Annotated in this window: 24 protein-coding genes and 1 pseudogene; 13 read left to right on the forward strand and 12 right to left on the reverse strand. The window is 73.5% G+C overall.

The genetic code is table 11. The features are described from left to right. Nucleotides 1-219 precede the first annotated feature (219 nt). The gene (locus QBL21_RS32120) at nucleotides 220-2,481 is read right to left on the reverse strand and encodes an RNA degradosome polyphosphate kinase (RefSeq protein ID WP_407566640.1); all 2,262 of its coding nucleotides are present in this window, start codon (nucleotides 2,479-2,481) and stop codon (nucleotides 220-222) included. A 147-nt stretch (nucleotides 2,482-2,628) separates the two neighbouring features. Continuing rightward, the gene (gene mshD / locus QBL21_RS32125) at nucleotides 2,629-3,573 is read right to left on the reverse strand and encodes a mycothiol synthase (protein WP_407565736.1); all 945 of its coding nucleotides are present in this window, start codon (nucleotides 3,571-3,573) and stop codon (nucleotides 2,629-2,631) included. A 129-nt stretch (nucleotides 3,574-3,702) separates the two neighbouring features. On the opposite strand from mshD, the gene QBL21_RS32130 reads away from it, so the two are divergent. Further along, nucleotides 3,703-5,574 (forward strand): bifunctional metallophosphatase/5'-nucleotidase, encoded by a 1,872-nt coding sequence (locus QBL21_RS32130; protein ID WP_407565737.1) that lies wholly within the window; start codon nucleotides 3,703-3,705, stop codon nucleotides 5,572-5,574. A gap of 32 nt (nucleotides 5,575-5,606) precedes the next feature. On the opposite strand, the gene QBL21_RS32135 is transcribed toward QBL21_RS32130, so the two are convergent. From QBL21_RS32135 to QBL21_RS32150, 4 genes are all read right to left on the reverse strand, one after another. Continuing rightward, nucleotides 5,607-6,029 carry an SSI family serine proteinase inhibitor gene (locus QBL21_RS32135; RefSeq protein ID WP_407565738.1) on the reverse strand — a complete coding sequence of 141 codons (423 nt, stop codon included), beginning with the start codon at nucleotides 6,027-6,029 and terminating at the stop codon, nucleotides 5,607-5,609. A 174-nt stretch (nucleotides 6,030-6,203) separates the two neighbouring features. Beyond that, the gene (locus tag QBL21_RS32140; protein WP_407565739.1) at nucleotides 6,204-7,673 is read right to left on the reverse strand and encodes a sensor histidine kinase; all 1,470 of its coding nucleotides are present in this window, start codon (nucleotides 7,671-7,673) and stop codon (nucleotides 6,204-6,206) included. Further along, nucleotides 7,670-8,419, reverse strand: a complete 750-nt coding sequence (locus tag QBL21_RS32145) for a response regulator transcription factor (RefSeq protein WP_407565740.1) — start codon at nucleotides 8,417-8,419, stop codon at nucleotides 7,670-7,672. The genes QBL21_RS32140 and QBL21_RS32145 overlap by 4 nt, the downstream gene beginning before the upstream one ends. 4 nt (nucleotides 8,420-8,423) lie before the next feature. Continuing rightward, the gene (locus QBL21_RS32150) at nucleotides 8,424-9,452 is read right to left on the reverse strand and encodes a S1C family serine protease (protein ID WP_407565741.1); all 1,029 of its coding nucleotides are present in this window, start codon (nucleotides 9,450-9,452) and stop codon (nucleotides 8,424-8,426) included. A gap of 163 nt (nucleotides 9,453-9,615) precedes the next feature. On the opposite strand from QBL21_RS32150, the gene QBL21_RS32155 reads away from it, so the two are divergent. Continuing rightward, complete coding sequence (locus QBL21_RS32155) at nucleotides 9,616-10,434, forward strand: SAM-dependent methyltransferase (RefSeq protein WP_407565742.1); 819 nt, start codon at nucleotides 9,616-9,618, stop codon at nucleotides 10,432-10,434. Nucleotides 10,435-10,476: 42 nt separating this feature from the next. On the opposite strand, the gene QBL21_RS32160 is transcribed toward QBL21_RS32155, so the two are convergent. Together QBL21_RS32160 and QBL21_RS32165 are read right to left on the reverse strand one after the other, a co-directional pair. Then, nucleotides 10,477-11,493, reverse strand: a complete 1,017-nt coding sequence (locus tag QBL21_RS32160; RefSeq protein ID WP_407565743.1) for a LacI family DNA-binding transcriptional regulator — start codon at nucleotides 11,491-11,493, stop codon at nucleotides 10,477-10,479. A 73-nt stretch (nucleotides 11,494-11,566) separates the two neighbouring features. Continuing rightward, complete coding sequence (locus QBL21_RS32165) at nucleotides 11,567-12,304, reverse strand: response regulator transcription factor (RefSeq protein ID WP_407565744.1); 738 nt, start codon at nucleotides 12,302-12,304, stop codon at nucleotides 11,567-11,569. 195 nt (nucleotides 12,305-12,499) lie between these two features. Between QBL21_RS32165 and QBL21_RS32170 the strand changes: the two genes are divergently transcribed. Next, on the forward strand, nucleotides 12,500-13,510 hold the full coding sequence (locus tag QBL21_RS32170; protein WP_407565745.1) for an alpha/beta hydrolase family protein: 1,011 nt from the start codon (nucleotides 12,500-12,502) through the stop codon (nucleotides 13,508-13,510). Here QBL21_RS32170 and QBL21_RS32175 read toward each other — a convergent pair. From QBL21_RS32175 to QBL21_RS32185, 3 genes and pseudogenes are all read right to left on the reverse strand, one after another. Next, a pseudogene (locus tag QBL21_RS32175) lies at nucleotides 13,498-14,087 on the reverse strand (Uma2 family endonuclease). The gene QBL21_RS32170 and the pseudogene QBL21_RS32175 sit on opposite strands and share 13 nt — an antisense overlap. Before the next feature lie 91 nt (nucleotides 14,088-14,178). After that, entirely contained in the window at nucleotides 14,179-16,017 is a 1,839-nt protein-coding gene (locus QBL21_RS32180) for an ABC transporter ATP-binding protein (RefSeq protein ID WP_407566641.1), read from the reverse strand. Nucleotides 16,018-16,262: 245 nt separating this feature from the next. Then, a complete protein-coding gene (locus tag QBL21_RS32185) occupies nucleotides 16,263-18,008 on the reverse strand; it encodes an ABC transporter ATP-binding protein (protein ID WP_407565746.1) in 1,746 nt (581 codons plus the stop codon). Nucleotides 18,009-18,149: 141 nt separating this feature from the next. Here QBL21_RS32185 and QBL21_RS32190 point away from each other — a divergent pair, with 141 nt between their 5' ends. The 7 genes from QBL21_RS32190 to QBL21_RS32220 all read left to right on the forward strand — a co-directional run bounded on the left by QBL21_RS32190 (nucleotide 18,150) and on the right by QBL21_RS32220 (nucleotide 23,075). After that, nucleotides 18,150-18,407, forward strand: coding sequence for a MoaD/ThiS family protein (locus QBL21_RS32190; RefSeq protein ID WP_407565747.1), 258 nt, complete (start codon nucleotides 18,150-18,152; stop codon nucleotides 18,405-18,407). Nucleotides 18,408-18,414: 7 nt separating this feature from the next. Continuing rightward, a complete protein-coding gene (locus tag QBL21_RS32195) occupies nucleotides 18,415-20,229 on the forward strand; it encodes a hypothetical protein (RefSeq protein WP_407565748.1) in 1,815 nt (604 codons plus the stop codon). 103 nt (nucleotides 20,230-20,332) lie between these two features. After that, the gene (locus QBL21_RS32200) at nucleotides 20,333-21,061 is read left to right on the forward strand and encodes a DUF2993 domain-containing protein (RefSeq protein ID WP_407565749.1); all 729 of its coding nucleotides are present in this window, start codon (nucleotides 20,333-20,335) and stop codon (nucleotides 21,059-21,061) included. Between the two features lie 214 nt (nucleotides 21,062-21,275). Further along, a complete protein-coding gene (locus QBL21_RS32205) occupies nucleotides 21,276-21,416 on the forward strand; it encodes a putative leader peptide (protein WP_407565750.1) in 141 nt (46 codons plus the stop codon). A gap of 166 nt (nucleotides 21,417-21,582) precedes the next feature. After that, on the forward strand, nucleotides 21,583-22,422 hold the full coding sequence (locus tag QBL21_RS32210; RefSeq protein ID WP_407565751.1) for a sulfurtransferase: 840 nt from the start codon (nucleotides 21,583-21,585) through the stop codon (nucleotides 22,420-22,422). 45 nt (nucleotides 22,423-22,467) lie between these two features. Beyond that, on the forward strand, nucleotides 22,468-22,755 hold the full coding sequence (locus tag QBL21_RS32215) for a DUF1416 domain-containing protein (RefSeq protein WP_407565752.1): 288 nt from the start codon (nucleotides 22,468-22,470) through the stop codon (nucleotides 22,753-22,755). A gap of 68 nt (nucleotides 22,756-22,823) precedes the next feature. Beyond that, a complete protein-coding gene (locus QBL21_RS32220) occupies nucleotides 22,824-23,075 on the forward strand; it encodes a DUF3099 domain-containing protein (RefSeq protein WP_407565753.1) in 252 nt (83 codons plus the stop codon). 46 nt (nucleotides 23,076-23,121) lie between these two features. Here QBL21_RS32220 and QBL21_RS32225 read toward each other — a convergent pair whose 3' ends face one another. After that, nucleotides 23,122-23,484: a DsrE family protein gene (locus QBL21_RS32225; protein WP_407565754.1), complete on the reverse strand. Its 363-nt coding sequence runs from the start codon at nucleotides 23,482-23,484 to the stop codon at nucleotides 23,122-23,124. An 85-nt stretch (nucleotides 23,485-23,569) separates the two neighbouring features. On the opposite strand from QBL21_RS32225, the gene QBL21_RS32230 reads away from it, so the two are divergent. The 3 genes from QBL21_RS32230 to QBL21_RS32240 are packed head-to-tail and all read left to right on the forward strand — an operon-like array spanning nucleotide 23,570 to nucleotide 26,264. After that, entirely contained in the window at nucleotides 23,570-24,508 is a 939-nt protein-coding gene (locus tag QBL21_RS32230) for a hypothetical protein (protein ID WP_407565755.1), read from the forward strand. Then, nucleotides 24,505-25,341 (forward strand): hypothetical protein, encoded by an 837-nt coding sequence (locus QBL21_RS32235; RefSeq protein WP_407565756.1) that lies wholly within the window; start codon nucleotides 24,505-24,507, stop codon nucleotides 25,339-25,341. The genes QBL21_RS32230 and QBL21_RS32235 overlap by 4 nt, the downstream gene beginning before the upstream one ends. After that, entirely contained in the window at nucleotides 25,338-26,264 is a 927-nt protein-coding gene (locus tag QBL21_RS32240) for a hypothetical protein (protein ID WP_407565757.1), read from the forward strand. Before QBL21_RS32235 ends, QBL21_RS32240 begins: the two co-directional genes overlap by 4 nt. The last annotated feature ends 153 nt before the right edge of the window (nucleotides 26,265-26,417 follow it).

Below are 26,417 nucleotides of genomic sequence, written 5' to 3' on the forward strand. Positions count from 1 at the left end.
AAGGTGCCCAGCGTGTCCGCGATGCGGAACGCCGCGTCGTGGACCGCCCCCGCGACGGCCGCGGCGCCCGCCGCGGCGCCCGCCGCGGCGCCCGCGTCCTGCGCCGGGAGGTCCCGCAGGCCGCGCAGCAGCTCCGTCGCCTGCGTGCTCAGGTACCCCGCCAGCACCTCGCCCGCGGCGAAGGCGCCGCCCGGCGCGGCCGTGGCCGTCGCGGATGTCTCAGGACGTGATGACACGCCGGCGCCTCCGGGCGTCGATGAGCATTTCCTGTACGTTCGCGAGCCTGACGCCCGCGTCGTCCACCACGTTGCGCGTCCAGTCGCCGTTGGAGTCCAGGCGCCAGGAGTCGACGGTGTCGGACATCCCCGTCTCCAGCAGCCGGTTCAGCGCCTCCCGGTGCGCCGGGTCCGAGACCCGGACCAGCGCCTCGATGCGCCGGTCGAGGTTGCGGTGCATCATGTCGGCGCTGCCGATCCACACCTCCGGCTCGCCCCCGTTGCCGAAGGCGAAGACCCGGGAGTGCTCCAGGAACCGGCCGAGGATGCTGCGTACCCGGATGTTCTCCGACAGGCCCGCCACCCCCGGCCGCACCGCGCAGATGCCGCGCACCCAGATGTCGACCGGCACGCCCGCCATCGACGCCCGGTAGCAGGCGTCGATGACGGCCTCGTCGACGATCGAGTTGACCTTGATGCGCACGTACGCGGGCTGGCCCGCCCGGTGGTGCGTGATCTCGCGGTGGATGCGCTGGACCAGGCCCTCGCGCACCGACGTCGGCGCGACCAGCAGCCTGCGGTAGTTCTCGCGCCGCGAGTAGCCGGAGAGCCGGTTGAAGAGGTCGGAGAGGTCGGCGCCGACCTGCGGGTCGGCGGTCAGCAGCCCCAGGTCCTCGTAGAGCCGGGCGGTCTTGGGGTGGTAGTTGCCGGTGCCGACGTGGCTGTAGCGGCGCAGGGTCTCGCCCTCCTGCCGTACGACCAGCGACAGCTTGCAGTGCGTCTTCAGCCCGACGAGCCCGTACACGACATGGCAGCCCGACTCCTCCAGCTTCCGCGCCCACTTGATGTTCGCCTGCTCGTCGAAGCGCGCCTTCAGCTCCACCAGCACCAGCACCTGCTTGCCGCTCTCGGCCGCGTCGATGAGGGCGTCGACGATCGGCGAGTCGCCGGACGTGCGGTACAGCGTCTGCTTGATGGCCAGCACGTCCGGGTCGGCCGCGGCCTGCTCCAGGAACGCCTGGACGGAGGTGGAGAAGGAGTCGTACGGGTGGTGCAGCAGCACGTCGCGCTCGCGCAGGGCCGCGAAGATGTCGGGCGCGGACGCCGACTCGACCTCGGCGAGGTCGCGGTGCGTGCCGGCGACGAACTTCGGGTACTTCAGCTCCGACCGGTCCTGCGAGGCGATGCCGAAGAGCCCGGTGAGGTCGAGCGGCCCCGGCAGCGGGTAGACCTCGGCCTCGGAGACCTTCAGCTCGCGCACCAGCAGGTCCAGCACGTACGGGTCGATGGACTCCTCCACCTCCAGCCGCACCGGCGGCCCGAAGCGGCGCCGCATCAGCTCCTTCTCCAGGGCCTTCAGCAGGTTCTCCGCGTCGTCCTCCTCGACCTCCAGGTCCTCGTTGCGGGTGACCCGGAAGGCGTGGTGGGCCAGGACCTCCATGCCCGGGAAGAGGTCTTCGAGGTGGGCCGCGATGACGTCCTCCAGCGGTACGAACCGCTGCGCGCCGCCGACGGAGGCGGTCTCCAGCAGCCGCGGCAGCAGCGGCGGCACCTTCACCCGGGCGAAGTGGCGGTGGCCGCTGACGGGGTTGCGGACGACGACCGCGAGGTTGAGGGAGAGTCCCGATATGTACGGGAACGGGTGCGCCGGGTCGACGGCCAGCGGCGTGAGTACCGGGTAGATCTGCTGCCGGAAGAGGGTGAAGAGCCTGGCCTGCTCCTTCTCGCCCAGGTCGGCCCAGCGGATGAGCTGGATGCCCTGGTCGGCCAGCGCCGGCTGCACGTCCTGCTGGAAGCAGGCGGCGTGCCGTGCCATCAGCTCACGCGAGCGGTTCCAGATCAGGTCCAGCACCTCGCGCGGCTGGAGCCCGGAGGCGGACCGGGTGGCGACGCCGGTGGCGATACGGCGCTTGAGGCCGGCGACGCGCACCATGAAGAACTCGTCCAGGTTGCTGGCGAAGATCGCCAGGAAGTTGGCGCGCTCCAGCAGCGGGGTGGCCGGGTCCTCGGCCAGCTCCAGCACCCGCTCGTTGAACGCCAGCCAGCTTCGCTCGCGGTCCAGGAAGCGGCCCTGGGGCAGCTCCTCGTCCGCCTCCTGCCCGTCGTAGTCGTCGGCGTCGGCGTCGATGTCCGGGTCGATCTGCTGGGCGGCGCGCTGCATGGCGGGGGCCACCGGGTGCGGGCGGCGGGCGGCTATCGAGCCCACCGACGGCTGGGCCGGCTGCGCGGGCTGGGCGGTGGTGACGAGGGGCGAGCTGTCGTCCATGCCCTCATTCTCCCGCGTACGGGCCTGACCCGGCACGGTGGAGAGGTTCGCGGCGGAGCGCTGCTGCATCCGTCGATGGTCGCAACCGCGGTTGAACCGACGGTAACGCCCCGACTAACCCTCGGTGTGACCGTGGCTGCGCGCCGCTTACCCCTCCGTGCGGTACATGAGGTCCGTCTCGTGGGTCCGGAAGCCCATCCCCTCGTAGACGGCGACCGCCGGGGCGTTGTCGGCGTCCACGTAGAGCATGGCGGTCGGCATGCTGCGCTCGTACGCCAGGTGGCGCAGCCCGATCGTGGTCAGCGCCTTGCCGAGGCCGCCGCCCTGCGCGTCGGGGTGCACCCCCAGCACGTACACCTCGCCGAGCTGCTCCGCGCTGTGCACCTTCGTCCAGTGGAAGCCGACGACCTTCCCCGCCCGCTCGGCGAGGAAGAAGCCGCGCGGGTCGAACCACGGCTCCGCCATGCGGTCGTCCAGGTCGGTCTGCGTCAGCGAGCCCTGCTCGGGGTGGTGGGCGAAGGCGGCGGCGTTGACCGCCAGCCAGTCGGCGTCGTCCTCGCCGGGCCGGAACGTACGCACCGTGACCCCCGCCGGCAGCCGCGCCTCCCCCACGCCGTCCGCCGCGAACCCGGCGAGCGGCATGCGCAACTGGCGCAGCTCACGGAAGAGGGTGAGGCCGAGGAGCTGGGCGAGGTGCCGGGCGGCGGGGTGGCCGCCGTGCGCCCACAGCCGCATCCGCTGGCCGGACTCGGTGAGCAGCGCGCGGCCGAGGGCCCGGCCGTGGCCGCGGCGGCGGTACGCGGGGTGGACGACCAGCTCGGCGGCCGGCGGTTCGACGGGGTCGGTCTCCTCAAGCTGGGCGTATCCCGCCGGTTCCGTGCCGTCGTAGAGGAGGAGGTGCTTGACGCCGTCGCGGTGGCCTCTGCGCAGGGTGAGCCGGCCCTGCTCGGAGACGGCCTGCCGGCCGTCGGTCTCGGCGGCGGCGTCGATGATGCCGAGCACGGCGTGGGACTGGGACGGCGTCAGCTCGTCGAGCACGTCGATGCGCCTGCCGCGCGGCTTCCCCTTGTCGGTCGTACCGGACTCCGTCATGGAGGAAGCCTAAGGCCAGCGGCACGCGGGACAAGCTTTGGGAATCGTTCAGTCTTTGTTGGAGACGCGCTACGCGCGTCGACCGTAAGCTGCCCAGCGGTGTTTCCGCGTCGCGCCGAGGGGGCGTTCATGGTGAGGTCTCGAAGAGCACAGCGGGCAGGCAGGGTTCGTACGACCCGGAGGGGGCGCAGGGCCGCGGCGGCGGCAGCCGCGCTGGCGGTGGCCGGCAGCCTCTTCGCCGCGGCGCAGCCGGCGGGCGCGGAAAGCGGGCACGGCGGAGGCCACGGGCACGGACACGGCCACGGGCACGGGCACGGGCACGGCCGCACCGTCGACGTGCAGCTCCTGTCCTTCAACGACTTCCACGGCAACCTCGAACCCCCGCAGGGCTCCTCCGGCCAGGTCACCGAACTCCAGCCGGACGGCTCGAAGAAGACCATCCCCGCCGGCGGCGTCGAGTACCTCGCCACCTCCCTGCGCGACGCCCGCGAGGGCAACCGCTACTCCGTGACCGCCGCCGCCGGCGACCTCGTCGGCGCCAGCCCGCTGATCTCCGGCCTCTTCCACGACGAGCCCACCGTCGAGGCCATGAACGGCCTCGGCCTCGACGTCGCGGGCGTCGGCAACCACGAGTTCGACGAGGGCAGCGCCGAGCTGAAGCGCCTCCAGGACGGCGGCTGCCACCCCGAGGACGGCTGCTACACCGAGGGCCGCGCCTTCGAGGGCGCCGAGTTCCCCTACCTCGCCGCCAACGTGACCAACGAGAAGACCGGCAAGCCCGTCCTCGACCCGGTGCACGTCTGGAAGAAGAACGGCGTGAAGATCGGCTTCATCGGCGTGACGCTGGAGGCCACCCCCGACATCGTCTCCGCCGAGGGCGTCAAGGGCCTCACGTTCCACGACGAGATCGAGACGCTCGACACGTACGCCAGGCAACTGCGGCGGAAGGGCGTGGAGTCCATCGTCGCGCTCGTCCACGAGGGCGGGTTCCCCGCGGCCTCGGCGGGCGGCGCGTACAACTACGACTGCGACAGCCCCGGCCCCGGCGCCGGCATCTCCGGTCCGGTCGCCGAGATCGCCAAGGGCACCACGGCGAGCGTCGACGCCTTCGTCACCGGCCACACCCACCAGCCGTACGCCTGCACCATCCCCGACCCGAAGGGCAAGCCGCGCAGCGTCACCTCCGCGTCGTCCTTCGGCCGGCTCTACACCGACACCACGCTCACGTACGACCGCCGCAGCGGCGACATCGTCCGCACCGCGACCAAGCTGCCGCACGCGGAGAACCACGTGGTCGACCGCGAGCAGCCGAAGGCGCCGGACATGACCTCGCTGGTCGAGGAGTGGAACGCGCTCGCCGCGCCGATCGCGGCCAAGCCCGTCGGCTACGTCTCCGGCGACATCCCGCGCGCGGGCACCGAGTCGCCGCTCGGCGACCTCATCGCGGACGCGCAGCTCGCCCACGCCAGGACCCTCGACGAGGGCGCGCAGCTCGCGCTGATGAACCCCGGCGGGATCCGGGCGGACATCACGTACGCGGCATCCGGCGGCGAGGGCGACGGGGTCGTCACCTACGGGGAGGGCTTCACGGTCCAGCCGTTCTCCAACACCGTGAACCTGACCAGCCTGACCGGCGAGCAGCTTCTCCAGGTGCTGCGCGAGCAGGTCGGCGGCGCCAACGAGGCGTCGCCGAAGATCCTCCAGCCGTCCGCCGGGCTGACCTACACCCTGGACCTGACGAAGGCCGGCGCCGACCGCGTCGTCGCCGACTCGGTCCGGCTCGACGGGCAGCCGCTGGACCCGGCGGCCACCTACCGGGTCGCCGTCAACTCGTTCCTGGCCGGCGGCGGCGACGGCTTCGCCACCCTCGCCGCGGGCACGGACCCGCTGGTCGGCGGGGACGACCTGGCCGCGCTGGAGAGCTACCTGACGGCCAACTCCAGCGCCGACCAGCCCCTGGCGCCGCCGGCGGCCGACCGGATCACGGTCGTGGGGGAGTAGCGGACCGCGGTGCGGCCGGCGGGGACGCGACCTCAGAAGTGGAAGACGTTCCCGCCGGTCGCGAGGTCCGCCACGCAGGGGTTGGGGAAGACCTCGGAGACGTAGTCGACGGGCTTGCCGCGCCAGGTGCCCGTGGCGTGCAGCTCCACGGGCTCGTACTGCATCGTGCAGGCGCCCTGCTTGTCGGACAGGTCCTCGAACCGCCCGTCGACCTTCGTCAGGTCCGTGCAGGCCGACTCCGCCGCGGGGTGCGTGCCGCCGACGGGGTCGCAGTTGAGGTACGTGAAGCCGCCCCTGGCGCGGTCGCTGACGAACTTCGTCGTCAGCCGCAGGTGCGTGGCCTCGAACGGCTCGGGCAGCGGGCGCTCGGCGGAGGCGGTGGCGGCGGCGGTCAGCGGCAGCAGCACGGCGACCGCGGTGGCGGCCAGGACGGCGGCGAGAGGCCGGACGGTCATGGGGGGTTTCTCCTCGGTGGGCGTGACGCCCGGGAGGAGTCGGGCGTCTGGCACGTCAGAGATACCCCAGTCGGTCAGCGGCGCGCGGTACCGTCACCCGAAGGAGGCATGTCCTTCGATTCCGATTCCCTGCCCCGTACGGGGCACACGGCCCGCCCCGCGACGGCACCCGGATTACGCCGAACGGCCCCCCACCCGCCCCCGGATCGCCGATAACGACCCAGGCGGCGGCGCCGGCGCCCCCGGCAGCCGCAGTACCGCCTCCGTCCCGCCGCCGGCCGCCCGGCGCAGCTCCACGGTGCCGCCGGCCTGCTGCACCGTACGGGCCACGATCGACAGCCCCAGACCGCTGCCCGGCCGGCTGCGCGCGGACGGCGACCGCCAGAACCGCTCGAAGACGTGCGGCAGCTCCGCCTCCGGGATCCCCGGACCGTGGTCGCGCACCCGCAGCAGCCCGCCCCCGCCGAGCCGGACCTCGACCCGGCTGCCGGCCGGCGAGAACTTCACCGCGTTGTCCAGCAGGTTGACCACGGCCCGCTCCAGCGCCGCGGGCTCGGCCCGTACGAACCAGGGCGCCAGCTCCGCCTCGATCCGCACCTCCGGCGCCCGCAGCCGCACCCGCCGCACCGCCCGCTCGGCGATCTCGTCCAGCGCGACGACCTCCAGTTGCGCCCTGTCCGGCGCCGCGTCGGGCCGCGACAGCTCCTGGAGGTCGCCGATGAGCGCGGCCAGCTCGGTCATCTGCGCGGTGACGGACTCCAGCAGCTCGGCCCGCTGCCGCGGCGGCAGCTCGCGGCCGGACTCCTCGCTGCGGGCCAGCAGTTCGATGTTCGTACGCAGCGAGGTCAGCGGCGTCCGCAGCTCGTGCCCGGCGTCGGCGATGAGCTGCTGCTGCCGCTCCTGGGAGGTGGCGAGGGCGGCGGTCATGGCGTTGAACGAGCGGGACAGCCGGGCGATCTCGTCGTCGCCCTCGACGGGGATCTCGACGGCGAGGTCCTCGGTACGGGCGATGTGCTCGACGGTGTGCGTCAGCCGCTCCACGGGGCGCAGGCCCGCGCGGGCGACGAGGAGTCCGGCCGCCCCGGCGCCGACGACGCCGCCGCCGGCGACGAGGGCGAGGACGAGGGCGAGGGTGCCGAGCGGGTCGGTGACCTCGCTGAGCGGGCGGGCCACGGAGACCCCGGCGGGCTGGCCGTTCAGGATGACGCCGTTGATGGTGCGCACCCGCCACTCGGTGCCGTCCGAGGTCACGTTGTGCATGACCTCGCTGCGCTGCGACTCGGGCCGGGCGGCGATGGCCCGGTCGGTCTCGGTGACGGTGATCGTGTGCTCGCCCTGGAGCCAGCAGGCCGTGCCGTCCGCCAGCACGAGCTGCGCGGTGGTCCGGTCCGCGTTCAGCTCGACGCGCGGCAGCAGCGGACCGTCCGCGGGCCGCTCGTCGACGCAGCCGACGGACCGTACGACCTGGGGCAGGGTGCTCGTCGCCTCGACCTGCCTCAGCGAACGGTCCAGTTGGCTCATGAGCTGGTCGCGGGTGATCAGCCAGCAGGCGACCGCCGCCGCGGCGATCGCCACCGCCACCGCCGCGGCGGTGAGCAGGGCCAGCCGCGACCGCAGCGGCAGCCGGCCGACGCGGGAGGTCACCTGGCGGCGCCCCTGCCGCCGGCGGTCCGGGCGTCGCCCTCCGGGGCGCGCAGGACGTAGCCGACGCCGCGCACCGTGTGCACCAGCCGCGGGGCGCCGCCGGCCTCCGTCTTGCGGCGCAGGTACATGACGTACACGTCGAGGGAGTTGGAGGAGGGCTCGAAGTCGAAGCCCCAGACGGCCTTGAGGATCTGCTCCCGGGTGAGCACCTGCCGCGGGTGGTTGAGGAACAGCTCCAGCAGCGTGAACTCGGTGCGGGTCAGCTCCACCGGCCGGCCGCCGCGGGTGACCTCGCGGGCGGCGAGGTCCATCCGCAGGTCGCCGAACTCCAGCGTCTCGGCGGTGTCGGGCTGTTCGCCGCCGTCGGCGTAGGAGCGGCGGCGCAGCAGGGCGCGGATGCGGGCGAACAGTTCGTCCAGCTCGAACGGTTTGACGAGGTAGTCGTCGGCGCCCGCGTCGAGCCCCGTCACGCGGTCGCCGACGGTGTCGCGGGCGGTGAGCATGAGGATGGGCACCCGGTCGCCGGCCGCCCGCAGCCGGCGGGCGGCGGTCAGGCCGTCCATGCGGGGCATGAGCACGTCGAGGACGACGAGGTCGGGGCGGTACGAGAGGGCCTTGTCGAGGGCGTCGAGACCGTCGACGGCGAGTTCGGTCCCGTAGCCCTCGAAGGCGAGGCTGCGCTCCAGCGCCTCGCGTACGGCCGGCTCGTCGTCGACGATCAGGATGCGCTGCTGCTGCTCGGTCACGGCCTCAATTGTTCCTGAGGTCGTCGAGGATGTGCTTCACATCGTTGATGGGGATGGCGAAACCGAGGCCGACGCTGCCCGCGGAGGAGCCGTCCGGGGGCGCGTACATGGCCGAGTTGATGCCGACGATGCGGCCGTGCATGTCGACCAGCGCGCCGCCGGAGTTGCCGGGGTTGAGCGAGGCGTCGGTCTGGATCGCCTGGTACGTGGTCGTCTCCGACCCGAGCCGGCCGTTGTACTGGCCGCCGCCGAAGCCGAACGGCCACTGCTCGCCACGCTGCGGCTGCTGCTCCTGCTCCTTCTCGACGGTCACGTCGCGGTCGAGCGCGGAGACGATGCCGCTGGTGACGCTGCCGCTCAGGCCCTCGGGGGAGCCGATGGCGACGACCTCGTCGCCGACCTTGAGGGAGTCGGAATCGCCGAGGGCGGCGGGCTTGAGGCCGCTCTTGCCGGCCACCTTGACCAGGGCCATGTCGAGGTCGGGGTCGGTGCCGACGACCTCGGCGGTGGCGGTCGACCCGTCGCTGAACGTGACCTGCACCTGCTCGGCGCCGGAGACGACGTGGTTGTTGGTGAGGATCTCGCCGTCCTCGCTGACGACCACCCCGGAGCCGGTCGACTGACCGGCGGTCCCGGAGGACTTGATCTCCACGACGCTGGGGCTGACGGCGGCGGCGACCCCGGCGACGGTGCCGTTGCTGCCGGCGGAGACCTGGGTGCCGCTGGCGGCGCCGGCGGCGCTGCCGACCGTACCGGAGGAGTCGGTCAGCTCCCCGACGAGCGCGGCGCTGCCGCCGCCGACGATGGCGGCGACGAGCGCGGCGGCGGCGAGCAGCCCGAGGGGGCCCTTGGCGCGCCTGCGCCGCGGCGGCCCCGCGGGGGGCGGCGGCGGGGCGCCGAACCCGGCGAAGCCGCCGTGCCCGCCGGCGGGTGTCCGGGGGTACCCGGCGCCGGGCGGGTCGGCGGGCAGGGCCCCGTCACGGCCGGCGGTGAAGTCGGGCTGGCTGCTGGTGCGGTATGTCTGCTCCGTCATGCCTGCTACGGTCCCCGCCGATTCTGAGAGGTGTCTGAGACGGATGTAAGAAGCGGAGTAAAACCGCGTTTGCCCGATATAAAGCCGTGGGTCTGCCGCACCTGCCGCTGCGATACGTTGGCCCGCTGTCGGACACCCAGCAAACGCAGCAGAGGACGGCTCCGTGGCAGACCACGCGTTAACCCCCGAGTCCGGATCACCGATCGACGCGACGGTGCCGCACTCGGCCCGGATCTGGAACTACTGGCTGGGCGGCAAGGACCACTACGCCGCGGACCGCGAGATGGGCGACCGGATCGCCGGCTACTTCCCCGAGATCCGCGACAACGCCCGCGGCAACCGCCGCTTCCTGGAGCGTACGGTGCGCTACCTGGTCGGCGAGGCGGGGATCCGCCAGTTCCTCGACGTCGGCACCGGCCTGCCGACCGCGAGCAACACCCACGACGTGGCCCAGGGCATCGCCCCGGAGTGCCGCATCGTCTACGTGGACAACGACCCGCTGGTCCTGGCCCACGCCCGCGCCCTGCTCAGCTCCACCCCCGAGGGCGCCACCGCCTACCTGGACGCCGACGTACGCGACCCGGAGCGGATCCTCGCCGCCGCCGCCGAGACCCTGGACCTCACGCGGCCGGTCGCGCTGATCCTGTGCGGCATCCTCCAGTTCGTCCGGGAGGACGGCCCCGCGTACGGCATCGTCTCCACCCTGATGGACGCCCTGCCCCCCGGCAGCCACCTGGTCTTCACGCACCCGACGAGCGAGATCCGGGGCGAGCGGATGGAGGCCGCGGTCCGCCAGTGGAACAGCGGCGGCGGCGCGCTCCTGGTGCTGCGCACCCCGGAGCAGATCGCCGGCTTCTTCGCCGGCCTGGACCTCCTGCCCCCGGGAGTCGTGTCGACCACGCAGTGGCGTCCCGACGCCGCGGACGTCGGAGCGGCCGGCCCCGTGGACGACTTCGGCGGCGTGGCCCGTAAGCCCTCCTGACTTCTGGGTGCCGTCCGGACTTCCGCGTCGGCGCCCGGGCCGCTAGGGGCAGCCGCAGGAGCGGCGGACGACCAGGTGGGACGGGAACTGCTTCAGGCGCTCGCGGCGGGTCGCCAGGGGGGTTTCGTCCAGGACCAGGTCCACCGCCGCGCGGGCCATCGCCGGGCGGTCGGAGGCCACCGTCGTCAGGGGCGGGTCCGTGAGGCCCGCCTCCTTCACGTTGTCGAAGGCCGCCACGGCCAGTTCGCCCGGCACGTCGATGCGCAGCTCGCGCGCGGCCCGCAGCAGGCCGATCGCCTGGTCGTCCGTGGCGCAGAAGATGGCCGGCGGGCGGTCCGGGCCGGCGAGGAGCTTCAGGCCCACCTGGTAGGCGTCGTAGCGGTTGTACGGGGACTGGAAGAGCCGGCCCTCCGTGGACCGGCCCGCGGCGCGCATCGCGACGCGCCAGCCCTCGACGTGGTCGGTGACCGGATCGCCCGTCGTCGGTGTGGTCTCGACGCCGCCGAGGCAGGCCACGTACGCGTGCCCGTGCTCCAGCAGGTGGCTCGTCGCCAGACGGGCGCCGCCGACGTCGTCGGTGACGACGACGAGGTCCTCCGGCTGGTCCCGGCGCTCGTGCATGAGCACCACCCGGGCGTCCCAGGCGTCGATCTCCGCGGCGGCCGCCGGGCTCGGGCCCTGGCTGACGAGGATCAGGCCGGAGACGCGCATGCCCAGAAAGGCGCGCAGGTAGTGGACCTCGCGGTCGTCGAGGTAGTCGGAGTTGCCGACGAGGACCATCTTTCCGCGCTCGGACGCCGCCTGCTCCACCGCGTGCGCCATCTCGGCGAAGAACGGCTGCCGGGCGTCGGGCACGATCATGCCGATGAGGTCCGTACGCCGCGATGCCATGGCCTGCGCGACGCGGTCGGGGCGGTAGCCCAGCTCCTTTATCGCCGCGAGCACCCGTTCCCGGGTGGCCGGGGCGACCGGCCGGGGTCCGTTGTTGATGACATAGCTCACGACCGCGGTCGAGGTCCCCGCCAGCCGTGCCACGTCGTCCCGCGTCACCTTGGCCACGGCGCAAGTCTACGCGTGATGACTTCTCGCACTACCCCGCCTTGTGAAGCCCTGGCCAAGGCGTCGGCCCCGGCTACGCGCGGTGCCGCATCTCCTGCGGCACGCTCCTCGGCTCCTGCTTCTCGGCCTTCTTCTCCGCCTTCTCCGGCACCACGAAGCGGTAACCCACGTTCCGTACGGTGCCGATCAGCGACTCGTGCTCGGGCCCGAGCTTCGCCCGCAGTCGCCGCACGTGGACGTCCACGGTGCGGGTGCCGCCGAAGTAGTCGTAGCCCCAGACCTCCTGGAGCAACTGGGCCCGGGTGAACACCCGCCCCGGGTGCTGCGCGAGGTACTTCAGCAGCTCGAACTCCTTGAAGGTCAGGTCCAGCACCCGCCCCTTGAGCTTCGCGCTGTACGTGGCCTCGTCCACCGTCAGGTCGCCGTTGCGGATCTCGGTGGGGCTCTCGTCCGCGGGGAGCTGCTGCCGGCCCAGCGCCAGCCGCAGCCGCGCCTCGACCTCGGCCGGGCCCGCGGTGTCCAGCAGCACGTCGTCCACGCCCCACTCGGCGGTGACGGCGGCGAGCCCGCCCTCCGTCACGACCAGGATGAGCGGACAGCCGGGGCCCGTGGAGCGCAGGAGCTGACACAGGCTGCGCACCTGCGGCAGGTCGCGGCGGCCGTCGACGAGGATGACGTCGGCGCCGGGGGTGTCGATCAGCGCGGGGCCCTCGGCGGGGGCCACCCGGACGTTGTGGAGCAGCAGGCCGAGCGCGGGAAGCACCTCGGCGGAGGGCTGGAGGGCGTTGGTCAGAAGCAGCAGAGAACTCACGGGCGCACCTCCCGGTGCGCGGGGGCGCCGGCGTCGGCCGCGGTCGTCGCGGTCGTCCCGTCCGGCGCGGTCGTCGGCGTCTCGGCTCTGCCTCTGTCTGTGCCCATGGCGTCGGCCTCCTCAGAAGGTGCATGAAAGCACGAAAGGACCCGGGGGCAACCTTGCCCGGATCCTTCACACGTCAGAATAGCCCACATGCGCTCCACCCCCGCGGCTTCGTCCGGCCGGCGAGACACCTCCCCCGGCCCTTCCGCACCCGCCCCGCCGGGTTCCCGCACGGCGTTGCTGCGGGCCGCGGACGGGGTGCCGATCGAGGCCGCGTACGCCCCGGGGCCGGGCCCCGGCGCCCCGGCGATCGTGGTCGCACACGGCTTCACGGGCGCCCTGGAGCGGCCCGCGATCCGGCGGGCGGCGGCGGTGTTCGCGCAGCGTGCGGGGGTGGTGACGTTCTCGTTCCGCGGCCACGGGGGCTCGGGCGGCCGGTCGACGGTGGGGGACCGGGAGGTGCTGGACCTGGCGGCGGCGGTGGCGTGGGCCCGGTCGCTGGGGCACGCCCGGGTGGCGACGGTGGGGTTCTCGATGGGCGGCTCGGTGGTGCTGCGCCACGGCGCGCTGTACCGCGGTGCGGCGCGGAGAGACGAACGGGAGCGCGGGGGGCGCGAGGGGCGCACGGAGGCGTACGAAAACGCCGCCGCGGGCGGCGGCGGCGCTGCCCCGGGCCCGGCGGCGGACGGCGCGGCGCCGCTCGACGGGGGCGCGCTCGACGGAAACGTGCTTCGTACGGACACGGCCTCGTACGCCGACGCGGTGGTGTCGGTCAGCTCACCGGCCCGCTGGTTCTACCGCGGCACGGCGCCGATGCGGCGGCTGCACTGGATAGTGGAGCGCCGCGCGGGCCGCACGGTCTCCCGCCTCGCCCTGAAGACCCGCATCCACCACCGCCGCTGGAACCCCGAACCCCTCTCCCCCACCGCCGCGGTCCCCCTGATCGCCCCGGTCCCCCTCCTCGTCGTCCACGGCACCAGGGACGCCTACTTCCCCCTGGACCACCCCCACGCCCTCGCCGCCGCGGCGGAGCCGGGAGCGGCGGAACTGTGGCTGGAGGAGGACTTCGGCCACGCGGAGAACGCGGCAAGCGACGAACTGCTGACGCGCATCGCGGAGTGGGCGACGAAGGCGGCCGGGGCGGAGGGTCAGCGGACGTAGTCCTTGAGTTCCTCGGTGTCCAGCTCGGTGTCCACCGGCTTGGGGAGGGCGATCTTGTCGCCGAAATCCGCCGAGTGGGTGTCGCGGTAGCCACGGGGAGAGGGTTCGCTGTACACGGTGAGGGTGCACGCATCACGGTCGATGAGCAGGTATGCCGGAATGCCGGCTGCGGCATAGGCGCGGGCTTCCCCACGCGATCCCGGCGGTGGGTGTCCGAGTCGTACGAGGTCACCTCGACCACCATCGCGACGTGGTCAGGTTCAGCCCCATCACCCTGACCGGCGAACGTCCCCTTCGGCGCGAAGACGATATCCGGCTTGGCTCGGCCGCTGCGGTACTCGCCGACCTGGAGGCCGAGGTCGCCCGCGTACGAACACAGAGGGCTCCCGCTCAGATGGCACTGCTCCTGCAACCACCTGACGATCTCGCTGTGGTCTCCGTCCGGCATGACCTTGATTCCGATCCGTCCGTCGATGAACTCGAACCTGACGGTTTCGATCTCGTTCTCGGCGTACCTGGCAAGCGACTCGAACTCCTCGACCGCCATGTACCGCGTGCGCTCTGCCATAACGGTCATGGGTGCACCCTCTTCCGGGTTCGCAGCCGGCTTCTCCCACCCACGCCGGGCAGATCATCGGCCCGGCGGACAGTCCACCCGCACGGGTGACCTAGATCGTTTCTGCCACCGGCTCCGCGAACTGGGCCTGGTACAGGCGGGCGTACGCGCCCTGTGCCGTCAGCAGTTCCTCGTGCGTGCCCTGTTCCACGATGCTGCCCGACTCCATCACCAGGATCACGTCCGCGTCGCGGATCGTGGACAGGCGGTGGGCGATCACGAAGCTCGTGCGGCCCGTGCGCAGTTCCGCCATCGCGTGCTGGATCAGGACCTCCGTGCGGGTGTCCACCGAGCTGGTGGCCTCGTCCAGGACCAGGATCGCCGGTTCCGCGAGGAACGCCCGGGCGATGGTGACGAGCTGCTTCTCCCCCGCCGAGACGCCCGTGCCCTCCTCGTCGATCACCGTGTCGTAGCCGTTCGGGAGGGTGCGTACGAAGCGGTCGACGTGGGTGGCCTTCGCGGCGGCGACGATCCTGTCCATCGGCGTGCCCGCCGGGGCCCCGTACGCGATGTTCTCCGCGATCGTGCCGCCGAAGAGCCACGTGTCCTGGAGGACCATCCCGATCTGCGCCCGCAGCCCCTCGCGGCTCATGTCCGCGACGTTCACGCCGTCGAGCAGGATCCGGCCGCCGGCCACCTCGTAGAACCGCATCAGCAGGTTCACCAGCGTCGTCTTCCCCGCCCCCGTGGGCCCGACGATCGCCACCGTCTGGCCCGGGCGCACCGTCAGCGACAGGTCCTCGATCAGCGGCTTCTCCGGGTCGTACGAGAACGAGACGCCCTCGAACGCCACCTCCCCCCGCACCGGCGCCGCCGGCCGGGCCGGCGACTCGGCGTCGGGCTCCTGCTCGTCCGCGTCCAGCAGTTCGAAGACCCGCTCGGCGGAGGCGACGCCGGACTGCACGAGGTTCGCCATCGACGCGATCTGCCCCAGCGGCTGGCTGAACTGCCGCGAGTACTGCACGAACGCCTGCACGTCGCCGATCGACAGCGCGCCGGAGGCGACCCGCAGGCCGCCGACGACGGCGACCAGCACGTAGTTGAGGTTGCCGATGCACATCATCGCCGGCTGGATCAGCCCGGAGATGAACTGCGCCCGGTACCCGGCCCGGAACAGCTCGTCGTTCTCCTCCCGGAAGGTCTGCGCCGCCTCGTCGCGGCGGCCGAAGACCTGGACCAGCGAGTGGCCGGTGTACATCTCCTCGATGTGCGCGTTCAGCTTGCCCGTGGACGCCCACTGCGCCACGAACTGCGGCTGCGCCCGCTTGCCGACCCGGGTCGCCACGGTGATCGACAGCGGCACCGTCACCAGCGCGACCAGCGCCAGCAGCGGCGAGATCCAGAACATCACCGCCAGCACCCCGACGATCGTCAGCAGCGACGACACGATCTGGCTCATGGTCTGCTGGAGCGACTGCCCGACGTTGTCGATGTCGTTGGTCGCCCGGGAGAGGATCTCGCCGCGCTGGTTGCGGTCGAAGTACGACAGCGGCAGCCGCGACAGCTTCGCCTCCACCTCCTCGCGCAGCCGGAAGACCGCCCGCTGCACGACCACGGCCGTCAGCCGCGCCTGTGCGAGGCCGAGGCCCCACGCGACGACGTACACGAGCGCCGCCCACAGCAGCGTCCGGCCGACGGCGTCGAAGTCGATGCCGTCGGTGGGGCGGGCCGAGCCGGTGTCGACCCGGTCGCCGTACACGCCGGCGACGACGAGGTCGGTGGCGTGGCCGAGGAGCTTCGGGCCGGCGACGGTGAGCGCGACGCCGGCGGCGCCGAGGACGAGGATGGCGCGTATCAGGGTGCGGTCGGGGCCCAGGGTGCGCAGGAGGCGGACGGCGGAGCCGCGGAAGTCGATGGAGCGCTCGACGGGCGGGCCGCTGAACATGCGCATGGGGCCGGTGGCGGGGCGCGGCCCCGGCCGGGAGGCGAGGGTCTGCGGTCCGGAGCCGGAGCCCTTGGCGGGCGGCGGCGGCCTCTCCGCTTCGGTCTGCGGCCCGCCCGGCGGCTGCTCCCCGGCCTGCTGTTCTCCCTGCCGCTGCTCCCCTGCCTGCTGTTCCCCCTGCGGCTGCTCCCCGGGCTGCTGTTCTCCCGGCTGTCGCTCCTCCGGCCCGTCGCCCGGGTCCTTCGCCCGCGTGCTCATGCCGCCGCCTCCTTCTCCGTGAGCTGCGAGAGCACGATCTCCCGGTACGTCTCGTTCGCCGCCATCAGCTCCGCGTGCGTGCCCGTACCCGCCACCCGGCCCTCGTCCAGGACCACGATCCGGTCCGCGTCGCGGATCGTCGCGACCCGCTGGGCGACGATCACGACCGTCGCGTCCCCGAGCCGGCGCGTGAGCGCCGTGCGCAGGGCGGCGTCCGTGGCGTAGTCGAGGGCGGAGAAGGAGTCGTCGAAGAGGTAGATGTCGGGCCGGTGCACCAGCGCGCGGGCGATCGCGAGGCGCTGCCGCTGGCCGCCGGAGACGTTCGAGCCGCCCTGCGCGACGGGCGCGTCGAGGCCGCCGTCCATGGCGCGGACGAAGTCCTCGGCCTGCGCCGTGCGCAGCGCGTCCCACAGCTCGTCCTCGGTGGCGTCGGGTTTTCCGTAGCGGAGGTTTGATTCGACGGTGCCGCTGAAGAGGTACGGCTTCTGCGGTACGTACCCGATGGCCAGCGCCAGCGCCGCCGGGTCCAGGTCCCGTACGTCCACGCCCCCGACGGCGACGCTGCCCGCCGTGGCGTCGAACAGCCGCGGCACCAGGGCCAGCAGCGTCGACTTGCCGCTGCCCGTGCTGCCGATGACCGCCGTCGTACGCCCCGGGCGTGCCACCAGGTCGACGTCCTTGAGCACCGGCTCCTCGGCGCCCGGGTAGCGGAACTCGACGCCGCGGACGTCGAGCCGGCCGCGCTCGCGCGGCTCGGTCGCCGCGGGCACCGGTGCCGCCGGCGGGACGACGGACGACTCGGTGTCCAGCACCTCCTGGATCCGCTCGGCGCAGACCTCCGCGCGCGGGATCATCATGAACATGAAGGTGGCCATCATGACGCTGCTGAGGATGTACATGAGATAGGACAGGAACGCCGTCAGCGCGCCGACGTCCATGGCGCCGCTGTCGATCCGTCCGGCCGCGAACCAGACCACGGCGACGCTCGACAGGTTCATGGCGAACATCGGGGTGGGGAACAGCAGCGCCATGAGCCGGCCGGCCCGGGTCCCCACGTCCCGCAGGTCGGCGTTGGCCTTGCCGAAGCGGCGCCGCTCGTGCTCGTCGCGGACGAAGGCGCGGATGACGCGGATGCCGGTGATCTGCTCGCGCATGACGCGGTTCACCTCGTCGATGCGCTTCTGCATGCTGCGGAACAGCGGGCGCATCCGGCGCACGATCAGCGCCATGACGACGCCCAGCAGCGGCACGACGACCAGCAGCAGGGACGTCAGCGGCACGTCCTGGTTGAGCGCCATGACGACCCCGCCGACGCACATGATCGGCGCCGTCACCATCATCGTGAACGTCATCAGGGCGAGCATCTGGATCTGCTGCACGTCGTTGGTGGTGCGGGTGATCAGGGACGGGGCGCCGAAGTGGGCCACCTCGCGGGCGGAGAAGGACTGCACGCGGTCGAAGACGGCGGCGCGCACGTCGCGGCCGAGGGCGGTGGCCGTACGGGCGCCGAAGAACACGGCGCCGCCGGCGGCGCAGAGCTGGAGCACGCTGAAGGCGACCATCCAGCCGCCGGTGCGCACGATGTAGCCGTTGTCGCCCGGGATGACGCCGTGGTTGATGATGTCGGCGTTGAGGGTGGGGAGGTAGAGCGTCGTCAGGGTGGCGATCAACTGGAGCGCCACGACCCAGGCGAGGTCCCGGCGGTACGGGCGCAGGTGGGCGCGGAGGATTCGGACGAGCACGTCCGAAGCGTACGTCGATGGTTGCCCGGGGCGACGAGCATTTCGCTAGGGGCATGATGGGGGCGTACGGGGTACGCGGGACAGCACGACGCAGTCGGATCTGGAAATCTGGACAGGTATTCGTAGGGGGTTCGCCACGCCATGACGGCCAACGGGACCATCCGGTACTGGGCCGCGGCCAAGGCCGCGGCCGGCACCGCGGAGGAGACCTACGCGGCGGACACCCTGGCCGAGGCGCTGGCCGCGGCCCGGGGGCGGCACGGGGAGGAGCTGGCGCGGGTGCTGGCGCGGTGCTCGTTCCTGGTGGACGGGCGGGCGGTGGGCGCGCGCGACCACGCCGGGGTGGCGCTGGCGGACGGGGGGACGGTTGAGGTCCTGCCCCCGTTCGCGGGAGGCTAGGCGCACGATGAGCGACCAGAGACACGACCCCGCGCCGTGGTCGGCGACGCCCGCGGGCTGGGCCCCGTACGAGGAGCCGCACGACGGCGCCGACGCCGGCACCCCGAGCGGCCACACGCAGTTCCCGCCGGCGGCGGGCCAGGGCGACGACGGCTACGCCGGCCCGGAGACGCAGTTGGGGATGGCACTCCACGAGGAGTCGGCGGCGGCCCAGCAGACGGCGTACCTGCCGCCGGTCACGGACGAGGGCCCGTACGGGGGCACCTACGGCGGGTCGTACGGAGAGGGGCAGGGCGGCGGTTCGTACGGGGACGGGCGGCCCGGCGGGTCGTACGGAGGCGGGGCCGCGGGCGGCGCCGGGCACGCGGCGCCGTACGGCGGCGGGCAGGCGCCCGCGGGCGCGGGGCAGCCCGGCGGACACGGCGCGGGGTACGGCGGGTCGTACGGGGGCGGCACCGGCGGAGCCGGGGGGCATCCGCAGACGTACGGCGGCGGGGCGCACGGCGGCCGGCAGGGCGCGGAGGCGGGCTATCCGCCGCCGACCGCAGGCGACGGCCGGGGCGGGGGTACGGGCGCGGGCGCGGCGGGGATCGCCGGCGGGACGGCGTACCCGCCGCCGGTGGCGGACGGCGGCGCCGCCGCGTACGGCGGCGGCGGTGCCGAGCCGGCCGTCGAGCAGACCGCCTACCTGCCGCCGGTCACCGACCACGAACCCCCGGGCGGCGACGGCGCCTACTGGCCCAACGGCTGGGAACGCGGCGCCACGGGCGGCGGCACCCCGGGCCCGGGCCACCCCGGCACCGCACCCGGGCCCCACGGCAACGCGGCGGGCCACCCCGGCGCGCCCGGCCACCCCGGCGCGCCCGGCCACCCCGCCCCCGCACCCGGGCGGCACGGTGGCGGGCGGCGCCGCGCGCCCGGGCACCCCGGTGACGTAGCCGGGCAGCCCGACGTCCCGCCCCCCGGCCGCGCTCCCGCCCCCGGCTCCGCCGACCCCGGCTTCCCCGGGCCCGGCGGGCCCGAGACCGGGACCCTCTACGGCGCCCCGACCCCGCGGCGGCCCAAGCCGCCCGCCGAGGTGCTGCGCGAGGAGGGCACCTCCGTTCTGATAGCGCCCGGGCCGCAGCCCGCCGCGCTCACCGCCGTGCTCGCCGCCCTCCTCGCCGCCGCCGCCGCGCTCGACGTGCGCCCCGGGCTCGCCGTCGCCGTCGCCCTGCTCCAGCTCGTCACCGCCGCCGGCTGGTTCCGGCTGAACGGCATGTGGCCCGCCCGCGAGGGCATCGCCCTCGCGGCTGCCGCCGGCCTCACCGCCACCGGCGCGGTCCTCGCCGTCGACGAGGACGACGCGACGATCGCCGCGCTCGGCTCCCTCGGCTGCTGGTTCCTCCTCATCGCCCTCGTCCAACTGCGCAGCACCAAGGCCCCCAAGGAGCGCCTCACCGCCCTGAACGTCGCGCTCGCCGCCGCCGCCCTCGCCGTCCTCGCCTCCGGCTACCTCGCCGCCGAACGGCACGCCGTCGTCGTCGGCGCCGTCGCCGTGGCCGCCGGGACGCTGGGGCGCGGGGTACCGCTGCCGCCGAACGCCTCGCCCGTCGCCGCGGTCGCCGCGGCCGGGGCCGGCGGGCTCGCGGCGGGGCTGGGCACCGACATGGGCGCCGCCGGCGGGCTGCTGGGCCTGGCGGCCGGGGTGTGCGTGCTCGTCGCGGTCCGGGTGGCCAGCTACGACTACCCGTCGCGGTTCGTGCACATGACGGCCGGGGTGTCCCTGCCGCTCACGCTCTCGGTGCCGGCGGTCCACCTGCTCGGGCTGGCACTGCTCTGATCCTCCGGGTGCCCCGGCCCCCGACACCCCCGCCAACCCGGGGGTACGGAGCCGTACATCTGTCTAAGCTCTCAGGCACGACCGACCGGGGGGCGGAGAAGCGATGCGCTGGTTGAGGATCACAGTGGTGGTGCTGCTCGTCGTCGGCGTGCTCGCGCTCGCCGCCGACCGCATCGCGCTCAAGCTGGCCGAGTCGGACGCGGCCGACCGCATCGAGAAGGAGTACGGGCTCTCCCAGCGGCCCGGGATCGACATCAAGGGGTTCCCCTTCCTCACGCAGGTGATGTCCCGCGAGTTCGAGGCCGTGGACGTACGGATCGACGGCATCGACGCCGTCGGCAGCGGCGGCCGGGCCCTGCGCCTGGACGGCGTGCGCGGCGCGCTGGAGGGCGTGCGGATCAAGGGCGACGACTGGGACCGGGCGACCGCGGACAAGGCCGACGGCAAGGTGACGATCACGTACGAGGACATCTCCGCGGCGCTGCCGGTGGTGGAGGTCTCGTACGGCGGGAAGGACGCGGCCGGCGACAACAAGGTGAAGGCGACGGTCGGGGCGACGTTCCTCGGGCAGCGGCTGGAGGAGTCGCTGCTCGGCGAGGTCAGCGTGGCCGACGGCGACACGATACGGCTGCGGGCCACCGGCGTCGACAACCTCCAGGGCGTGCCGGGCCTGGAGGACTTCGTACGCGAACGCATGGACTACAACTGGACGATCAAGGACCTGCCGCCGGGCATACGTCTCACGGACGTCGAGGTGACGAAGGACGGCATCGTCGTCACGGGCAGCGGCAGGGACGTGGAGCTGGGCGACGAGCGCTCGGCGCGCAACTGACGATGAGGCCCACCACCGCACCGCGGCGAGACACACCGGTCACCGGACACACAAATACCTCCCTGCCCGCGTCCGTAAGCTGAGACCCCCGCGTCCATACCGCAGAAGTCCCGGCCCCGCCACCCTCCGCACACCGCCGCGCGGCCATCGCCCACCCCGCTCTCATCCCATATCCCGGACGAAGCCGTCTCACAATCCGACACAACGGTGACACATGCGCACGTCCCTCCGTACGATCGACCACATGCTGTGCTCGATGAGCGGTCCCCGCCCCAGGGGACAGGCAGATCACCTGACCAAGCGGCGGGCCGTCGACCTGTGCCGCGTCGCCGCCATGCTCTGTCGCACCGCCTGACCGGGGTCCGGGTTCGCAGCTCCCGCCCCCAGCCGGGCCCGTGCCTCCCCGCACCGCCCGCCCGGCTGTCCGCACACTCCGCATCCGGCGTTCCGCCCTGCCTGCCGCGCGTGCCGGGTGCACACCCGCCCGTACCCCTGTCCAGCGCTCCGGAGGAGAGAAGCAGATGAGCCGCAGTGACGTCCTGGTGGACGCCGACTGGGTCGAGGCCAACCTCGACAACCCGAAGGTCGTCCTCGTCGAGGTCGACGAGGACACCGCCGCGTACGACAAGAACCACATCAAGAACGCCGTCCGCATCGACTGGAAGACCGACCTCCAGGACCCGGTGCGCCGCGACTTCGTCGACCAGGCCGGCTTCGAGAAGCTGCTGTCCGCGCGCGGCATCGCCAACGACGACACGGTCGTCCTCTACGGCGGCAACAACAACTGGTTCGCGGCGTACGCCTACTGGTACTTCAAGCTCTACGGCCACGGCGACGTCAAGCTCCTCGACGGCGGCCGCAAGAAGTGGGAGCTGGACTCCCGCGACCTGGTCGCCGAGGTGCCGGAGCGCGCCGCCACCGAGTACAAGGCCAAGCCGCAGGACACCGCCATCCGCGCCTTCCGCGACGACGTCGTGGCCGCCATCGGCAACCTCAACCTCGTCGACGTGCGCTCCCCCGACGAGTTCTCCGGCAAGCTGCTGGCCCCGGCCCACCTGCCGCAGGAGCAGTCGCAGCGGCCCGGGCACGTGCCCTCCGCGCGGAACATCCCGTGGTCGAAGTCGGCCAACGACGACGGCACCTTCCGGTCGGACGACGAGCTGAAGGAGCTGTACGAGGGCGAGGGCGTGGACCTGTCCAAGGACACCATCGCCTACTGCCGCATCGGCGAGCGCTCCGCCCACACCTGGTTCGTGCTGCACGAGCTGCTGGGCCAGGAGAACGTCAAGAACTACGACGGCTCCTGGACCGAGTACGGCTCCCTCGTCGGCGTGCCGATCGAGCTCGGCGCCAACGACTGACCGCTGACCGCCCGGTCACACCCCGACGAAAGGACACCACTCCCCATGTGCGGAGCCAAGGCAGGCGGCCCTGACGCCGCCTCCGTCAAGGCCGGCGAGACCACGATCCAGGGCTCCGTGACCCGCGACGGCGAGCCCGTCACCGGTTACGTGCGGCTGCTGGACGCCTCCGGCGAGTTCACCGCCGAGGTGCCGACGTCGGCCACCGGCCAGTTCCGGTTCTACGCCGCGGAGGGCACCTGGACCGTACGGGCCCTGGTGCCCGGCGGCACCGCCGACCGCACCGTGGTCGCCCAGCAGGGCGGCCTCTCGGAGGTCGCGATCGCGGTCTGAGACCCGGCCGTACGGGCGCGCAAACCGCGCGGAAGCCCCGCACCGCCTCCCGGGCGTACCGTGGAGGCATGCGGGGCTTCCGCCGTTCCGGCGTCCCATCCGACCCCCGCGAGCCGCGGAGTCAGCCGCGGCGCCGCAGGCGCTACTTCCTGCTGATGGGCGCCGCCGTCCTGCTCTTCGTGCTGGCGGGCGCCGTCGTCTCCCACTTCTCCGCGCCCGCCGCCGTCGCCATGTGCGCGGTCGCGGCCGTCCTCCCGCCGGTGGCGGTGATCACCGGCAACCGGCGGGAGGAAGGCGACACGTGGTGGGACGAGAAATGAGACGTGCGGTGCACCAACAGAGGAGAGACGCCCCGCGCGCCCGCGGTCAGTAGACGAGGGCCTGGGTGCCGTCGGCCATCGCCTCGCTGACGAAGACCTGCGCCCCGGCGATCCGTACCCCCTCCAGCACGTCCTTCTCCTCGATCCCGCGCCGCGCGGCGCACTGCGTGCACAGCGTGACCCGCCCGCTCGCCAGCACCCCGTCGATCAGGTCCGGCAGCGGCGCGGCGTGCGGCAGTTCGAACTCCGCGGCCCGCCCGGGCAGCGCGAACCACGCGGACTCGCCGGTCAGCCAGAGCGACACCTCCACGCCGCTGGCGGCGGCGACGGCCGCCACCGTGAACGCCTGGGAGCAGCGCTCCGGCGCATCCGTACCCGCGGTCACCTTGATCACAAGCTTCTTGGCCATGCGCCAACTGTAGGTACTGCGGGGAAGCGTGACATTCTCGCGCCGCCGCGCGCTGTACAGGTATGGACCTGAGCAGGGGGCGCTTGTGACCTTTCCCGACGGAACGAGCGGCCCGCCCGCGGCCGACGACCCGCCGACGACCAGGCTCACACCGATCAGGCCCGACACCGGGCCGCCGCCGACCCCGTCGAACAGCGTGTACGGGAGCCCGGCAGCGGGCGCGTACGGCCCGGCCGCCGGCGCCGCCTACGGGCCGCCCCCGCCCGCCGCCCGGCCGCCCCGCCGCCGCGGGCTGCGCACCGCCCTGCTGCTGGCCGCCGCCGTCCTCGCCGGCACCCTCGGCGGCGTCACCTACGGCTACGCCGAGCAGGCCGGCGAACCCCCGACCCCGCTCCCCCCGCTCAACCAGCCGGGCCTGGCCCACCCCGAGAAACCGCTGCCCGACGCCGAGGCCCCCGAGCCGCTGTCCGCCGCGCAGGACCGCCGGGTGAAGACGGACGGCGACCTGCGCGAACTGCTCGTCTCCAAGCCGGCCGGGACGGTCGACGCCGAGACGGACATCGGCGGGAGCGGCGAGGGCTGGCTCGCGCCGTACGAGGTGGTGGCCGACACGGGTGCGCCCGGGGACATGCTCGGTTTCATGCTGGAGAAGGGGCTGCGGCGGACCGCGTTCACCTCGTGGCGCAAGGAGGGGGGCTTCGACTCCGTGGTCATGATCAACCTCTTCCAGTTCCGCAACGACGCCACGGCGGGGTCCGTGGACTACCTGGCGGAGCAGCAGATGATCGCGTCCATCGGCATGACCGGCGGCGAGGTGCCGAGTGTGTCGCTGAAGGGCTCCGCGAACGGCCGCGCGTACTTCCTTGAGGAGCCCTACGAGGAGGCGGGGGTGCCGCCGCTCTACCAGGGCACGGCAGTCGCGCGCCGCGGCGACATCGTGATGGAGATCTACCTGATCGAAAGCTCCCCGATCGAGGAGAAGGACCTGACGAAGCTCGCCGAACGCCAGTTGGAGCGCCTGTGACCGGCCACTACCCCGCGCCCGCGGCCCCGCTCGCGCCCCCGCCGCCCTCGCCGCCCGCACAGCCCGCGCCGCCGCGGTCCGGGCGGCGGCGGCTCGTGCTCGTCGTGCTGGCCGCGGTGCTCGCCGCCGGCGCGGCGGCCACCGGGGTCGTCGCCACCGCGCTGAAGGTGCAGGACGCCGACCGCGGCGCCGGCAGCACCGACGTCTGGAAGAAGCCGAAGGAGCGCGGCCTCGGTGGCGACGCCGCCAAGGACCCGGGCGTCCCCGCGCCGCCCGGCGGCCCGATCGGCAACGCGCTGCTGCCGATGCCGCGCGGCTACCACCCCGGGCCCGACATCGACGGCTTCGGCAACGACACCGTCCTGACCGCCAAGCAGGCGCAGGCCGTGTACAAGGAGACCGCGCGCGGACTGCCGCCCGACCAGCGGCGGTTGCAGCTCGACGCGCTGGAGGACCTGGAGCTGAAGGGGATGGCCATGCGGTCCTACGCGGCCGACGAGTTCGACCTCGTCGTCGAGGTGCAGCTCGCCGAGGTCGCGGGCGAGGGCACGGCGGCCGGGCTCGCGGCGGTCCAGGAGGAACTGACGCGCAGCATGGGCGAGTTCGAGGAGGGGCCGAAGGTCGAGGGGCAGGACAGCGCCGCGTGCTTCCTGGTGCCGGCCACCTCCGTCAGCGCCGAAGGCGACGGGGTGAAGATGATGACCTGCTCGGCGGCCAAGGGAGACCTGCTGGTCACGCTCACCTCGTACGGACCGGCCGCCCACGGCGACAGGACCGTACGGCTCCTGGAGGACCAGCTCGGCCACATCGACGCCCCGGGGAAGTCCATATGAGCGGCTACGGACCCACCCGCCCGGGCCCCGCACCCGAACCGCCCGCGCCCGCGCCCGCGCCGGCCCCGGCGCCCGCACCCGCGTACGTCCAGCACCCCCCGCCCCCGTACACGGGACAGCCCCAGCCCCACCCCCAGCCCGCGCCCCCCGCCGCCCCCGCGCCGCGCCGCCGGTGGCTGCGGCCCCTGCTGCGCTGGGGCGCCGCCGCCCTCCTGCTCGCGGGCGCCGCGTTCGGCTCCGCGTACGCGGTGACCGGCGCCGAGCGCGGCGACCTGCCCGGCCTGGCCACCGACGGCGACGGCCGCTGGGACTACCCCGAGCTGGAGCTGCCCGCGCTGCCCGCGGGCAGGCCGCCGCCGTTCGCGCCCGCCAACGCCGGCGAGGTCCACCACGCCGACCTCCGCGAACTGCTGCTGCCCGCCCCCGCGGGCGCCGAGGACGACGACGGGCTGAAGACCGAGGACGGCTGGCTGGCGCCCGCCGACTTCGCCGCCGTCTACGCGAAGGAAGAACGCGCCGAGCTGCGGCAGGCGCTCACCGACGACGCCGTCCGCCACATCGCCGCCACCGGCTGGACCATGCCCGACGGCACCCGTGCCCGGATCTACCTGCTCCAGTTCAACACCGGCGCCCTCGCCGCCCACTTCTACGACGAGCAGTTGGCCGGCGGCATCGCCACCGCCCGCGACCTGACGGGCGCACCCGAGGTGGCGGTGGACGAGCGCTGGTCGGACAAGGACCGGCTGCCGGAGGTGGAGCTGTACGTCTACGACGAGTCGGAGCCGCGCGGCAAGGAGCACGTCCGGCAGGCGTACGTCGTCGCCGGTGACACCGTCGGCCTGGTCACCGTCGAGGCGCCAAAGGAGGCACCGCTCGTGCCGTTCCAGCAGACCCTGGTCCTCCAGCACCAGCTCCTCGGCTGACTCCCGCCGGGCCGGTGCCTGGCCCGGCGGTTAGACTCGGCGGCGGTACGTCCCTCGTCGTTACGGAGCGCCTTCGTGCTTGTCGTCACCTTCGACATCCTGCTCGTGCTGGTCTGCGTGGCCACACTGGCCTTCGCCGGCCTGGTCGTGAAG

It is taken from the genome of Streptomyces sp. 184 (genome assembly GCF_045781775.1).
In the GTDB taxonomy this organism is placed as follows: domain Bacteria; phylum Actinomycetota; class Actinomycetes; order Streptomycetales; family Streptomycetaceae; genus Streptomyces.